Genomic DNA, 13,768 nt, shown 5'->3' on the forward strand with positions numbered 1-13,768 from the left:
TGGACACGAGCCGAGACACGGGCTTAACTGAGCAGGTCCGGGACGCTCACGAGGCGGTGAACCCATACACTGGTTTCGTTCCGTTCCCTCGGCCAGCACAGGAGAGACAAGGCATGTCTGGTGTGACGATCTACCAGGTCGCGCGGGAAGCTGGGGTCTCTCCCAGCACCGTGTCGAACTTCCTCAACGGACGCCCCGGACGCATGCTCCCGCAGACCAGGGCACGGGTGGAAGCGGCGATCGATCAACTGGGTTACCGGCCGAATCGGGCGGCACGTCAGCTCCGTACCGGTCGGATCCAGGTGATCGGCCTGGTGGTCCCGTCCGTGGCCAACCCCTTCTGGGGCAACTTCGCCCGCTACCTGGAGCGGGCAGCCCTGGCCGACGGTCACCACGTCCTGCTCTGCAACAGCGAGCGGGAACCCGAGCGCGAACTGCGCTACCTCGAAGAACTCTGGGGCGACGGCATCCGCGGTGTCGTGCTCTGCTCCTCACTGCCCTCACTGGAACACGTCCTGCCCCTGGTCGAGCGCGGCCTCAGCCTGGTCGCCTTCGATCGCACCGCCCAGGCCGGCGACCCGGCAGCGCTGGTGAACATCAGCGTCGACAACGTGGTCGGCGCCCACCTCGCCACCGCCCACCTGCTCGACCTCGGCCACCGACGGATCGCGTTCGTCTCCGGTTCGCTGCGCAGCATCAACCGCCGCGAGCGGTTCCGTGGCTTCACGAACGCGTTCGAGCAGGCCGGGCTCGATGCGACCGAGGCAATCGTCTGGTCCGGTGGCGCCGAGCACGAACCGTACGGCGACCTCGACGCCGCCGGACTCGGCCGGACCGCGGCCCACGACCTGCTGCACGGAGACGACCGGCCGACCGCCATCGTGGCGATCAACGACATGTGCGCGCTCGGCGTCAGCGCAGGCATCCGCGACGCCGGCCTGCGTGTCGGCCGGGACGTCTCGGTGGTCGGCTTCGACGACATCGTGCTCGCCGACCTCGCCGCGCCACCACTGACCACCGTCCGCCAGCCCATCGCGGACATGGCCGCGGCGGCCTTCCGACACCTCCTCGCCCGGATCGAGGACCCGGACGGCGGGCCCAGCCAGTCCCTGCTGCTGCGCCCGGAACTGGTCGTCCGCACCTCCACCGGCCCCGCGCCCGACGCTCGGGAGTAGGGAACGACCATGACGACAGGCGGCGGCGTCCCGCGGGTCAAATCGGCAGACCGCACCGTGGAACTGCTGGAACTGCTCGCCGCATCACCCGAGCGGCGCACGCTCGTGGAGCTCGCCCGCGATCTCGGCATCCCGAAGAGCAGCATGCACGGTCTGTTGCGGACCCTCGTGCACCGTGGCTGGGTGGAAACCGACTCCGCCGGACTGCGCTACGGCCTCGGCGTACAGGCCCTTCGGACCGGCTCCGCCTACCTGCACACCGACCGGTCGATCCGACGCCTGACCCCGGTGGTCGACCGGCTGCACCGCGAACTCGACGCCACCGTCCAGCTCGGCCGGGTCACCGACGGACAGGTGGTCTGCCTGGTCAGCCGGGAGAAGACAGAGGTGCTGCCGACGGTCGCCGCAGGCGGGCACGCGCCAGCCCATACCACCGCGTTGGGGCGGGCGGTGCTGGCCCGCCTCCCGGTCGCGCACCCGACCCCCACCGCGGCGTGGCCCACCGTTGCCCCACTGGACAGCCGCCAGCTCGACGACCTCGCCCGAACCAGAACGCGCGGCTACGCCGTCGACTGGGACCCGGTCGGCACCGCGGCCTGCTGCTGCGTCGCGGTAGCGGCCCCTCCGAAGCTCGGCCCGCAGGACGCCATCGGCGTGTCGGTCGCGGGGGGCCGGCTGACCGAAGCACGGGCCCGCGAGATCGCCGAGGCCATCGGCTCTGCGATCACCGTCGCGCTGACCGGCAGAACGAGGGGCGTCAACCGCGAAGCATCCCGTTGACGATTCAGTCATCACCTTCTATGGTCACGCGGCACTAGTGCCGCATAGTTCACATACAGGAACTACCACCAGAAGGATCATGGAATGCGACGAATCGGAATCCTCGCCCTGCCAATCCTCCTCGTCGGCGTCAGCACCGGCCTGCTGGCCACCCCCGCCCAGGCCGCCACGTCCCTGCCGGTGACGGCCGTGACGGCCAGCTCGGACGACGGCAACGTGCCGGCGAACACTCTCGACGGAGACCTGAGCACCCGGTGGTCCGCCGAGGGCGACGGCTCCTGGATCCGCTTCGATCTCGGATCGAGCGTCCAGGTCGGCTCGGTGGCGATCGCCTGGCACCAGGGCAACACGCGCACGAGCAGCTTCGCCGTGCAAACCTCCACCGACGCCAGCTCGTGGACCACTGTCGTCAGCCAGCGGCAGAGCAGCGGCAGCACTCTGCAACTGGAGACGTACGACTTCACCGACCGCGCGGCCCGCTACGTGCGTGTCGTCGGCTACGGGAACACCGTCAACGACTGGAACAGCATCACCGAGGCCCGCGTGTACGGGCCGGACGGTAGTGGCGGCGGCAGCTGCTCCGTGCCCGCCGACGTGCTCAATCTGACGAACTGGAAGATCACACTGCCTACCGGCGCCTCGGAGAGCCCGACCGAGGTCAAACAACCCGCGCTGGACAGCTTCCAGGTCTCCCCCTGGTTCGTCACGGCCGCCTCCTGCCAGGCCGTGCAGTTCCGCGCCGCCGTCAACGGCGTCACCACCAGCGGATCGGGCTACCCGCGCTCGGAACTGCGCGAGATGACGAACAACGGGACGAGCAACGCGAGCTGGTCGTCGACCTCGGGTACGCACACCCTGGTCGTCGACGAGGCGTTCACCGCGCTGCCCTCGACCAAGCCGCACCTGGTCGGGGCGCAGATCCACGACTCCTCCGACGACGTGACGGCGTTTCGCCTGGAGGGCAGCAGCCTCTACATCACCAACGGGGACACCACCCACCACAAACTCGTCACCGACAACTACCAGCTCGGCACCCGGTTCCAGGCCAAGTTTGTGGTCAGCGGCGGCCAGGTCAAGGCCTACTACAACAACGTCCTACAAACGACCATCACGAAGAGCTTCTCCGGGGCGTACTTCAAGGCCGGCGCCTACACCCAGGCCAACTGCTCCAACTCGTCCCCCTGCAGCAGCAGCAACTACGGCCAGACCCTGATCTACGGGCTGAGCGTCAGCCACTCGTGAGCGGTGAACCGCCCGGGGATCGCAGTCCCCGGGCGGGTTCCCCCGCCAGGCCGCCACCACCAGAGTCCGCAGCCATTGGCCGGACACCGCACGGGGCGTCCGTCTCCACCATGATCCACGCCGGGCCGGCTACCGTGATCACTTGCACTCCGGCGACCTGCCCATCGTCCTCACCAGACAGACGCCAGGGTTACGAGATATCCCTTAGCCGTCGGGTTGGTAGCGGGGCGGGGCTTCACTTGATCCGTTACGGACGAGGTGCAGTTGACCGTGGCCGTTCCCCCTAGATGATCTCGTGCTAGTCCTCGTCATGCTCGTGCGGTCATGCTCAACAAGCTCGCGTGGAGCTGGCGCGAACACGGCTTTGCGGCGAACCCTCCGCGTCACCAGGGCGACGAAACATGGCGCGGGTTACGCCTTCGCGTGACTGTGTCGGCACTGCCGCTCAGCCCGGTGGCGAGGGCGCCGCGAGTCCCATCTTCGCCGCACGTAGGCGGTCCCACACCGCCACCCCGGCCAGGACAAGGGTCGTGGTGGTGGCGGCGACCACCGCCGGCGCGGGTAGCGTCGCGGGCGTCAGTGCGCCCAGTGCCAGCATCCCGACCACCCGGGACGCGGACACGCGGCCGAACACCTCGTACTCGAGGCGCGCCCGTCCGGCCAGGAACAGTGCGGGCCCACCGAGGAAGAGCACAAGCCGAATTGGATCCGGGCGTTCGTGCGGCTGGCTAATGACAAGTGCGTGGCCGACGCCGGTGATGAGGATGCCGGCCACCAAGACCAGATGGGTGTAGAGCCCGGAACGAGCGAGACGGCCCGGGCGCGGGGCGGCGTCGACGGTGGCGGGCAGCAGTTCCCCAGCGCGGAAGAAATAGATCCGGAACATCAGCACCGTGGCGAGGAAGGAGGACACGGTCGGCAGCACCCTGTCGGGCGTGAACTCGGTGCTGAACGTCAGCCCCGTGAGCAGGATCGTCTCGCCGAGTGTGATGATGACGCACTGCTGGTAGCGCTCGACGAGATGCCGGCCGCTGGGGTTCAGCTCCGCCATGCTGGTGTGACCGAGGCGGGGTACGTACCATCCAGCCAGAAATCCCATGTAATGCGACAGAACGGCCACGGTCCACAGCGCAACACGTGCGGGACTCTCCGGAAATAGCGCCCCTCCGGCGACCCAGAGCACGGCGGCTGTCCCCGTCCAGATGAGCGCGCGGATGGGGGAGATCACCGGGTCGCGGTTGAGCCGTCGGGCGATCAATCCGAGGACGGCAAGGCCGAGGTAGACGCCGACGTACGCCAGGGCGAAGACCAGGCCTCGTGTGCTGAACGCGTCGTGCAGCGTGACCGCGATAAGCATGCTGCCGAACATCGTCCAGACGATGCCCGCCTGCATCGTCCACTGCCGCGGATCGTACAGGCCGGACACCCAACCGGCGGTGACCCAGAGCAGCCACGCCGCCAGGAACAGCAGAGTTGTCTGACCGGCTTCCAGCAGGAAGATTCGCCGCTCCGTAGTGAAGTCCTCGATGAGCCGCTGCGAAAGCCGGGTGAGCACGAAGACGTAGACGAGATCGAGGAGCAACTCGCTCCTGCGACCCTGCAACACCTGCGAGCCGCTGGCCGTCACTCTCGCCCGTCTCCATTCGCTTCATACTCGTATGAGGCAGTCGTACCATGACGATCGTGCGTCGGGAGCGGATAGGCAGAACCCTGGGGCGCAGACCTCAACCGCCGGGCGGAAAGGACAACTACTGCCTCCCGTGACCCAGGAGCCGGCAGGTGCGTATCACCCAGCCGGGTAAACGATCGGCACCTTCGACTGTATGCATCGATTGATTATTGTCAGGCACCAAGAGGCGTACCGCTGACTACGGCCATGCGGAACGCATGTCCGATTATCGATCTGTCACCCAGGTCCCCGAGGGCGCCGGCCGGCGTTGTCGGGCTCCACTTGATGCGTTACGAATCGCTGTCACTTGATCCGTGACACGTCCGGCTAGACGATCATGGATGGATGTTAGCCGATGCGGGGTGGTTCGGGCTGGGGTGGCGGCTGCCAGTCGGCTTCGCCGCCTGGGCCGACGGTTACCGGGTCGACTCCCGTGCCCGTCAGGTGCCAGGACTCGTAGCTGCGGTCGGGTCCAACGTGTAACTCGGCGCGGTTGTCGAAGGCCAGGTGGAGGGTGCCCTTGCCGCGGATCTCAACGCTGGTGATGGTCTGACCGAACAGGTCCGGGACGGGAGCCAGGCTGGCGCCGGTGCCGGGGTTGAGTTCGTGCCATTGCCCGTCCGGGTCGCGGAGCAGGAACGAAGTTTCGATTGCCAGTTCGGCGTCGACTCGGAAGCCGTCGTCGGGGTCGAGCGCGGAGAGGCTGAGCCGAACCTGGTGGTCGAAGGCCGTGCGGTCGACACGACAGCCGGTCAATGGGGTGGGAACTCTCATCAGGCGGATCCTGATTCAGGTGCCAGTCGCGTCGCTGACGTGGAGGTTCGGGTATGCGGGCCTTGAATCTAGCGATCGGCTTGGTGGTCGTGCGCGGCACTTCCGTCAGGAGCTGGTCGCCGTCGTGGACCCGGAAGGTGTTGTCGGCGTCTTCGACGGTGAGGGTTCGACCGGCGTGGCCGACGCCGACGTGGATTTTCTGGCCGGCGATGACGAGGGCACCCCGGCTGCTGACGCGTCGTTCGACGCGTTGTGATTCGCGTGCTGGGGCGGGTGGAGGTCCGGCGGGGTGGGCGTCACGGATGCGGGCCTGATCGGCCGGGGCGAGCGGGTTGGGCAGGCTGCGCAGCAGGGTCCGGTCGACGTCGAGGAGGTGCAGCACGCCGCGGTCGAGGCGGATGGTGACACGTCGGCCGGCCAGGTGGTAGCCGATGGGGTGTTGCCGACCGGCGAGGCTGACCAGGCCGATGGCGTTAACGAGACGGTCGACCTCGATGGGAGCTCCGGGTGTTAGCGGGCCGGCCGTGATCGGCGGTGGTCCGGCGGGACGGCCGGCGTCGGCAAGGAGCTGACGCAGGTGGGCGGGGGTGAGCCGGGACGGGACGGTCTTGAGCCGGACACCGTCGATGAGCAGGTGGACCACGGTGGTGTCGACCCAGAGCCGGATCGTGAGCCCGGCTCGGGCGGGGCCGAGCCAGAACTGCTGCCCGCAGACGGCGAGGTTGCCCGAGGCGGGAACGGTGCGGGTGATGTCAACGGCGAGGTTGACCGGGTCGACGCCGTTGGCCGCCATGACCAGCGGCGCCGTCGTTGCGGGCGGCTGCTGGTCGTGCGACGGGCGCGGTTTCGGCAGCGCGACCGGTGGCGCCTCATCGGGGCTGGTCCGGGTCGTGGTCAGCGCTGGTGGCAGACGCAGCGGCAGCGCCTCGGTGGGGCGGCTGGCGAACCGGTCTGCCGGGAGTGCCATCCCGAGGGACTGGTGGGGTCTGGCGGAGTTGTATTCGTGGCGGAACACGTCGATCGCTGCCTGGGCTTCCTCCAGGTCAGCCCAGACTTCAACGTCGTCGAGCAGTTCGCGTTGCAGGGTTTGGTGGAACCGTTCGACCTTGCCGGTGGTGGTGGGTGAGCGGGGCTTCGTTAGCCGGTGGGTGATGCCGTTCTCCCGGCAGATCCGGTCGAACATCACCTCCCCACCACCGGCGTTGAACCGGGCGGTGAACTGCTTGCCGTTGTCGGTGAGCACCTCCTCGGGCACTCCGAGCCGCTGCAGAGCCTCGACGAACGCGAGGCAGACTGCCCGGCCGGTGGCCCGAGGAACGACGGCGGCGATCACGTAGAACCGCGAGTGATCGTCCACGCCGGTGACGACCTTGGCCTCCCCGCCGCTGGCGAGCATGACACCACCCACGATGTCCATCTGCCACAGCTCGATCGGCCGGCCACGTTCCCACCGCCGGTAGTCCTCCCGCCGGCGGCGGCGAGGCACTGGATCGATCAGCCCGTGCCGAACCAGCACCCGGTAGATGGTGCTCAACGACGTGTCCGACTCCAGTTGATGCGCTACAGGTTGGCTTCACATGATGCGTGACACTAGGGCCATGGAGTTCTTCTGCTACCACCGCGATCGGCCCGGATCCTTGGCGTTGCGTAGGAACCTGCTGGAAGAGCATTGGTCCTACATGGACAGGTATGCGTCGCAGATGGTCGCCCGCGGCCCGACCCTTGCCAGCGGCGGCATCCCCACCGGCAGCCTGCACATCGTCGACCTGCCGGATTCCGCCGCTGCCCGCGCTTTTGCCTTCGACGAGCCCAATTACCAGGCCGGCGTGTATCGGGACGTGCTGCTGCGCCGGTGGCGAAACGTGCTGGGGCGGACCATGTGGGATTTTCCCGGTGGCCGGGCCGGTGGTAACCGCTACCTGGTGCTCGGCCCCGGCTCGGGCGAGGCTGCTGATCTCGTCGTGCCGTCCAACCGGGATGAGTTGATCGCGTACGGGCCGCTGCTGTCCGACATCGGCACCACATGGTTGGGCACGGCGGTGCTGCTCAGGGCGCCCGACCCGGACACGGCACGCGCCATCCTCAGTCCGGACCGGTACGCCGACATTGAGGTCCACAGCTGGCAGTTCGGCGGGCGGCCCTCGTGAATCGGGAACGTTCAGCACCATGAAGTCGGCCGGGAAGACCCGCGCCCGGACGGGCACGCGACATGAATCAGCATGGACCGCTCACCCTGACGACAAGAAGATCGTCTAGCCGGAACTGTCACCCGTCATTCGACACTGATCCGTAATGTATCAATGGAGCCCAACATCGCCGGCAGCCGGCAGCCGGCTGTCGCTTGTCCTGCGCCGGGTGATGGTTGACACCGCGACCTCGGATGATGCTCTAGATGATCGCGACGACCGCGCGACTCGCGGCATGAGAGTGTGTCTGATCAAGCTTGGACCGAGAAGCAGCCTCTGGGATTAGTAGTGGGCAAGGATCTGCGCCACCGGATGGCCGAGAACAGCGGACACCGCCGCGAGTTCCAGCGCATTAAACTCGTACTTGGCGCGCATCGGATTCATGGCGCTCACCTCGAATTGCGCGAAACCGACTGGCCAGTCGTAGTGAAGAGCGTCCAGCGAAACCATCGCCTCGCAGCAGGGAACCGTCACGTCTAGCTCATCGAAGCTCACGCCGTTTTCCTCGATCAGGTCGAAGAACCACTCCACATCGATGTCGCTGCCACAGCGCGGACACGTGACACGGGTGGTGTTCTCCCCCGCGTCGATCAGCGTGACTTGGTCGTAGAACTCATACTCGACGTGCTCGACATCGTCGCCCGGCCCCGAAAAGAGTCGGGCGACGTATGCCGTAGCTGCGGTGGCAGCCTCGGGGGTCGGTTGCCACCGCAGGTCGGTCGGAATCAAGCGGATGTACCCGTCGCTCACGGCGCTCATGATGCCTGATGCAGTTGATCAAGCCGCGGTAGCTACCGACAGCGAGGTGAGCACGCACGATCAGCGGCAGATCAGTGAACGTGCAGGACGGGCCCGACGGGACCGACGTCAACTGAACGAGCGCCGCGAGCCAGCCAGAAATCAGTTACCGCCACCGCCGGCCTCAGAGATCATGGTGCGATGCAGCACCAGATCCGTGCTCGGATGAAGGACCTGCGCCGGATGCTCAACGAGTGGGACTTCACAGTAGTCGGGGAGCTCAGCACCCACGACGGGAGTACGACGCAGGGAGGTCTCCTGCTCCAGGCGTGACAACTTCTCGGGGTTGCGCACGAAGTACAGCCCGGTGATCAGGCCATCCTCGGTCCGCACCGCCAGGACGCCCTCGACCTGGCCGCCGATCCGCATGATCAGTGCCGGGTGGCCATTGATCTGCGCCGACTGCACCGCTGCGGTGCCTGCGATCCTGCCCAGCCCCGCTGCCAGTAGGGCTGCGACCAGATCGGCGCCGACGACGGGCTCCAGCGCGGCCTGGACCACGCCGCCGCCGTCGCTCAGGAAGACGACGTCCGGGGCGAGTTGGTCGAGCAGGCCCTGCAGGTCGCCGGTTTCGACTGCTCGTCGGAACGCCAGCAGAGCGGCGCGGTTTTCGGCCTGGGACACGGCCCCGCGCGGTCGCCGCGCAGCGACATGGTTCCGCGCCCGGTGTGTGATCTGTCGGACCGTGACAGGGGTCTTGTCGACGGCCTCGGCGATCTCGTCGTAGTCCAGGCCGAACACCTCCCGCAGCACGAACACCGCACGCTCGGTCGGCGTCAGCGTCTCCAGCACCAACAACATCGCCATCGAGACACCCTCGGCCAGTTCGACGTCCTCGGCCACATCGGGCGCGGTCAGTAGCGGCTCGGGTAGCCAGGGGCCGACATAGGTCTCCTTGCGCCGACGAAGTGAACGCAGCCGCATCAGCGCCTGACGCGTGGTGATCCGGATCAGATACGCGCGCGGCTCGCGCACGATGCCCGGATCGACCTCCACCCACCGCATCCAGGTCTCCTGCAGAACGTCCTCGGCGTCAGCCGCCGAGCCGAGCATCTCGTAGGCGACGGTGAACAACAGGTTCCGGTGGGCGACGAAGGCCTCGGTGGCGTGATCCACACGGTTGCCGTCAGTGGTCGGTCCGGTGGTCTCCATGGTCCCGTCACTGCGCTCGCTCATCACCGGCTCCCATCCGCGTGGATCTTCCTAGTGCCTCACACAGGATGCCGGTCCCGCTGGCTCCGTGACATCCCCTTGCGGTGACGTAGGCCACACCTCCGTCGGTGTCACGCCACTCGGGCCACCGGCATCTCCTGTTCGACTTCGACCAACGACGCCGCACAGGGAGCACACAATGACCGCTCGTTTGAGTCTGTTCAGCAACCCGGATGCGCCTGCAGCCAAGGCCGCCGCCCACTTCGGCACGGCGAGCAAGACGATCCTCCAGGACTCGACTCTGCCCGCCGCGACCCAGAAGCTGGTGCTGCTGCGGGCCAGTCAGATCAACGGCGACGCCTACGCCACCGACCTGTGGAGCAAGAACGCCGCCGCCACTGGAGAAAGCGTAACCCGCATCCACCTGGTCGCCGCCTGGCGCGAATCCACGGTCTTCACCGACGCGGAGCGCGCCGCGCTGGCGCTCACCGAGCAGGGCACCCGCATCGCAGACGCGGCCAGCGGCGTCAGCGACGAGGTGTGGGCGGCCACCGCCAAGCATTACGACGAGAATCAACTGTCTGATCTGGTGATGCTCATCGCCCTAATCAACGCGACCAACCGCATGGGCGTCATCCTCCGGCAGCCCGGGGGTGACTACGAACCCGGCCGTCTCGGCTAGGGCGTGTCCTGCCGATCTTGTAGCGGTTGGTCGTTGACGATGTGCCGGTGGTGCGTCGTGGTGAGTTGACCGATGAGGCGTGGGCGGTGATCGCGCCGATGCTTCCCGATCCTGGCGGCGCTCGGGGGCGGTGGCGGGATCACCGCCAGGTCATCAACGGGATCCTGGGGAAGCTGCGGACAGGTGCGCCGTGGCGTGATCTGCCGGAACACTATGGGCCGTGCAAGACCTGCCACGAACGCCGCCGGTGGACGGCCGACGGCACGTGGGATCGGATCCTCGCGACGGCGCAGGTCCACGATGACGGTGCACCGGTGCAGTGGACGGTCAGCATCGACTCGTCGATTGTGCGGGCCCATCAGCATGCCGCTGGCGCCCGCAAAAAAGGGGCTCCCCGACAAGTCCGGCGACGCCTGGTACGCAGGATGGGGAAGCCATCGGCCGATCACGAGGCGGGCTGAGCACGAAGATCCACCTGGCGGTCGACGGCCGCAGACGGCCGATGTCGAACCTGCTCACCCCCGGTCAGGCCGGCGACAACCCCCCACTCCTCGCCCTGCTCGACGCGATCCGGGTCAACGAGCCCGGACCCGGCCGGCCACGCAAACGCCCCGATGTCCTGATTGCCGGCAAGGGCTACGCCCATGACTCCACCCGACGAGCCCTGCGCTCCCGAGGAATCAGGCATGTCATCCCGGAACGCTCGGACCAGGTCGCCCGCCGGACCGCCAAGGGCAGCAACGGCGGGCGACCACCAGCCTTCGACAAGGCCACCTACCGCAAGCGCAACGTCGTGGAATGCTGCTTCAACCGACTCAAACAGTGGCGTGACCTGGCCGCCCGCTATGCCAAACGCGCATCCCTCTACCAGGCCAGCCTGGTCCTCATCGCCGCCGTCATCTGGCTCCCATGATCGACAGGACAGGCCCTCTCTAGGCGGCAATCGGCCAGCGCGATCCGCCGCGCGAAAGATCCACGCCGCACACCCACGTCTACGAGTAAGGACACAGACCATGGAATCCCGATTCAATCTGCTCGCCAACAACCTCGGCGCCAAGATCGCCAAGCGGATCTACAACGTCGCCTTGGCGATCGTCGACTCGCCGCTGCCCCAGGCCACCCAGAGCCTGGTGATGCTACGCGCGAGCCAGGTCAACGGCTGCGGCTTCTGCGTCGACTACCACGCCAAGGACGCCACGGCCGTCGGCGAGACCGCGGTCCGCCTCAGCCTGGTCGCCGCATGGAGAGAGTCCACGGTCTTCACCGACGCGGAGCGCGCCGCGCTGGCACTCACCGAGGAGGGCACCCGCATCGCCGACGCCAGCCAAGGCGTGTCCGACGAGACCTGGGCCAAGGTGCGCGAGCACTACGACGACGACCAGATCGCCGCGCTGGTCTCCCTGATCGCCATGATCAACGCCAACAACCGGTTCAACGTGATCGTGCGCAACCCCGGAGGCTCCTACCAGCCCGGCCAGTTCGCGGGCATGGCCAACTGACCAGCACGCCGACCACCGCCCGGCCCAGGATCACCCACCCCGGACCGGCATCAACAACTGCATCGAAGGAGGAGTCATGAACAGCGCCTGCAACTCGGCCCGTGAGACTGGCAGGATCAGGTAATCCAACTGTCTTGTATTCGCGTTGATGGCCGTCCAGTAATCACGGTGAGTCACTCCGACCCTGGGGCTGGTGGCCGGATCTGCAGCCAACGATCGTGATCTGACGGCGCGGCGGCCGGCCCGGATGCCGGACTGACAGTGATGGTGTGGGGACGACTGACGCGCCAGGTCAGCGGCAGTTGCGGACGCGTGGGCCGGTGGCTGGGATTCGACCCGAGTGCCGCCGACCGTTGCCGACGCGAGCGGTGGTTGGAGATCATATTGGCTTACGGACACGGTTGGGAGGAGATCGATGGCGATCGGGAGTGAGCAGCGCCGTCAGGAACGCAGACCTCGTATTGAGGCACTGTTCGCTTCCCGGGAGGTCGAGGCCGCGCTCGATTTGCTGCACCTCACGGACATGGCGTGGCACGACTGCTACGGCCCGCGTGAACTTGAGATATCCCCGCAGGTCCTCGACGACGTGCTGCTGCTAGCGCATCGCAATCTTGCGATGCTCATTCGCATCGCTCGGGAGGCCGTCCTGGACTTTCGCGACGTCCGGGTAGCCGCCGATCGCGAGCGTGCGAAAAGCCAGTAACAGTCTCTGAGCCGGGTTCCGCTCCGCCTGAGTGTGCGCAGACTTGGAACCGAGGCATCCTGTCATCGGCAGAGTCGGATGCCATCGGAGATCAATGTAAGGCTCGATCAGCGCGCAAGGCATTCAAGGCGGTGCAGCGGATGCTCGGGCACGCCTCGGCGTCGATGACCCTGGACTTGTACGCCGGTCTCGTCGGTGACGACCTGGACGCGGTCGCCAACGGGCTGGACGAGGCGGTCGCCGCGCGAGATGGGACTATTTGCGGACTGGCACGGCCGGCGGCGAGGGCGTCGACCTTAGCAAACGGCGAAGCCCAGGTCGATGACCTGGGCTTCTGTGCCGAGCCGCCTGACGGAATCGAACCGTCGACCTACGCATTACGAGTCGGTCCCCGGGCGCTGATCCGCAGCCCATCGCACCCTGGGAGCTGGTTGCCGCGGTTCGTGATTGTCCGCCACTGGTCGCCGGTTTGGCTGCTCGGTTGGCTGCTCGTAGGTGACATCGCTCTACCTGGTTGGGTTCAAGGCAGCCTTCGCCGCTTCGACGAAGGAGTCTCTGCGCTTCGTCCGCTCTTCGATCGCTGTACGTCTCTCCCCTCTGTACAAGGCATTCAGAGGGATATCGTCAGACTCCGAGGCGGCTTCGGTGATCAATCGCAGCTGCTCACGATACTCGTCGTCGATGCTCCTGGTGACGAGCTCCGCCTCCCGAGCGACTCCTCCTGGCCCTTCAAGCAGCACGATGTTGTATGCCTCGTCAAGACCTCGCAGCGCTTGGTAAGTCTCGCTGCGGGCCTTCAGGATTGCATCATGGTTTTCTTGCTGCCAGTTCCAGTCGAGGCGTCGATACGCCTGGTCACATGCACTGAGGAAGCCGACGTAAGAGTCCCGGCGAAGCTGAGCCGTCCATGTTGCCCGCTGCTCCGCTCGTTCCTCACGAGCGGCGGCTAGATGGCTCGCGACCTGACGACGGGATGCCCATAGGCCAATCAGCCCGGTGATGCTGGCTGCGGCCAGGGTTGACATGGATGTGACCAGCGCTACAGCGACCGTATCCTGCACGCCACCCATGATCGACCAAGAGGCAAGCCTCGTGTTGCCAGCGAAGG

Annotated in this window: 13 protein-coding genes and 1 pseudogene; 8 read left to right on the plus strand and 6 right to left on the minus strand. The window is 66.9% G+C overall.

The window, feature by feature from the left end; translation table 11 throughout:
* Positions 1-113 precede the first annotated feature (113 nt).
* The 3 genes from ACSNOA_RS21535 to ACSNOA_RS21545 all read left to right on the plus strand — a co-directional run bounded on the left by ACSNOA_RS21535 (position 114) and on the right by ACSNOA_RS21545 (position 3,197).
* Positions 114-1,175, plus strand: a complete 1,062-nt coding sequence (locus tag ACSNOA_RS21535; protein WP_436660889.1) for a LacI family DNA-binding transcriptional regulator — start codon at positions 114-116, stop codon at positions 1,173-1,175.
* Between the two features lie 9 nt (positions 1,176-1,184).
* Positions 1,185-1,955 (plus strand): IclR family transcriptional regulator, encoded by a 771-nt coding sequence (locus tag ACSNOA_RS21540; protein WP_436660891.1) that lies wholly within the window; start codon positions 1,185-1,187, stop codon positions 1,953-1,955.
* An 84-nt stretch (positions 1,956-2,039) separates the two neighbouring features.
* Entirely contained in the window at positions 2,040-3,197 is a 1,158-nt protein-coding gene (locus tag ACSNOA_RS21545; protein ID WP_436660893.1) for a polysaccharide lyase family 7 protein, read from the plus strand.
* A gap of 445 nt (positions 3,198-3,642) precedes the next feature.
* Here ACSNOA_RS21545 and ACSNOA_RS21550 read toward each other — a convergent pair whose 3' ends face one another.
* The 3 genes and pseudogenes from ACSNOA_RS21550 to ACSNOA_RS21560 all read right to left on the minus strand — a co-directional run.
* A complete protein-coding gene (locus ACSNOA_RS21550; RefSeq protein ID WP_436660895.1) occupies positions 3,643-4,779 on the minus strand; it encodes a low temperature requirement protein A in 1,137 nt (378 codons plus the stop codon).
* 435 nt (positions 4,780-5,214) lie between these two features.
* Positions 5,215-5,640, minus strand: a complete 426-nt coding sequence (locus ACSNOA_RS21555; protein ID WP_436660897.1) for a DUF6188 family protein — start codon at positions 5,638-5,640, stop codon at positions 5,215-5,217.
* Positions 5,641-5,665: 25 nt separating this feature from the next.
* Positions 5,666-7,171: pseudogene (locus ACSNOA_RS21560) on the minus strand (integrase core domain-containing protein); the annotation flags it as partial.
* A 67-nt stretch (positions 7,172-7,238) separates the two neighbouring features.
* Between ACSNOA_RS21560 and ACSNOA_RS21565 the strand changes: the two are divergent.
* Positions 7,239-7,787 (plus strand): YciI family protein, encoded by a 549-nt coding sequence (locus ACSNOA_RS21565; protein ID WP_436660898.1) that lies wholly within the window; start codon positions 7,239-7,241, stop codon positions 7,785-7,787.
* A 321-nt stretch (positions 7,788-8,108) separates the two neighbouring features.
* Here the strand turns inward: ACSNOA_RS21565 and ACSNOA_RS21570 are convergent, their stop codons facing one another.
* Together ACSNOA_RS21570 and ACSNOA_RS21575 are read right to left on the minus strand one after the other, a co-directional pair.
* Entirely contained in the window at positions 8,109-8,576 is a 468-nt protein-coding gene (locus ACSNOA_RS21570) for a hypothetical protein (RefSeq protein WP_436660900.1), read from the minus strand.
* A 150-nt stretch (positions 8,577-8,726) separates the two neighbouring features.
* On the minus strand, positions 8,727-9,800 hold the full coding sequence (locus ACSNOA_RS21575) for an RNA polymerase sigma-70 factor (protein WP_436660902.1): 1,074 nt from the start codon (positions 9,798-9,800) through the stop codon (positions 8,727-8,729).
* 175 nt (positions 9,801-9,975) lie between these two features.
* On the opposite strand from ACSNOA_RS21575, the gene ACSNOA_RS21580 reads away from it, so the two are divergent.
* From ACSNOA_RS21580 to ACSNOA_RS21595, 4 genes are all read left to right on the plus strand, one after another.
* Positions 9,976-10,458, plus strand: a complete 483-nt coding sequence (locus ACSNOA_RS21580) for a carboxymuconolactone decarboxylase family protein (protein WP_436660904.1) — start codon at positions 9,976-9,978, stop codon at positions 10,456-10,458.
* A 50-nt stretch (positions 10,459-10,508) separates the two neighbouring features.
* A protein-coding gene (locus ACSNOA_RS21585) for an IS5 family transposase (RefSeq protein WP_436662396.1) occupies positions 10,509-11,371 on the plus strand; the annotation gives its coding sequence in 2 pieces (ribosomal slippage) (positions 10,509-10,845 and positions 10,845-11,371; 864 coding nt in all).
* A gap of 100 nt (positions 11,372-11,471) precedes the next feature.
* Positions 11,472-11,957: a carboxymuconolactone decarboxylase family protein gene (locus ACSNOA_RS21590; RefSeq protein ID WP_436660905.1), complete on the plus strand. Its 486-nt coding sequence runs from the start codon at positions 11,472-11,474 to the stop codon at positions 11,955-11,957.
* Positions 11,958-12,372: 415 nt separating this feature from the next.
* Positions 12,373-12,660: a hypothetical protein gene (locus tag ACSNOA_RS21595; protein WP_436660906.1), complete on the plus strand. Its 288-nt coding sequence runs from the start codon at positions 12,373-12,375 to the stop codon at positions 12,658-12,660.
* Between the two features lie 506 nt (positions 12,661-13,166).
* Here ACSNOA_RS21595 and ACSNOA_RS21600 read toward each other — a convergent pair.
* Positions 13,167-13,721: a hypothetical protein gene (locus ACSNOA_RS21600; protein WP_436660907.1), complete on the minus strand. Its 555-nt coding sequence runs from the start codon at positions 13,719-13,721 to the stop codon at positions 13,167-13,169.
* Positions 13,722-13,768 lie beyond the last annotated feature (47 nt).

Origin of the sequence: Micromonospora sp. URMC 103 (assembly GCF_051386435.1) — a bacterium.
GTDB lineage: Bacteria > Actinomycetota > Actinomycetes > Mycobacteriales > Micromonosporaceae > Micromonospora.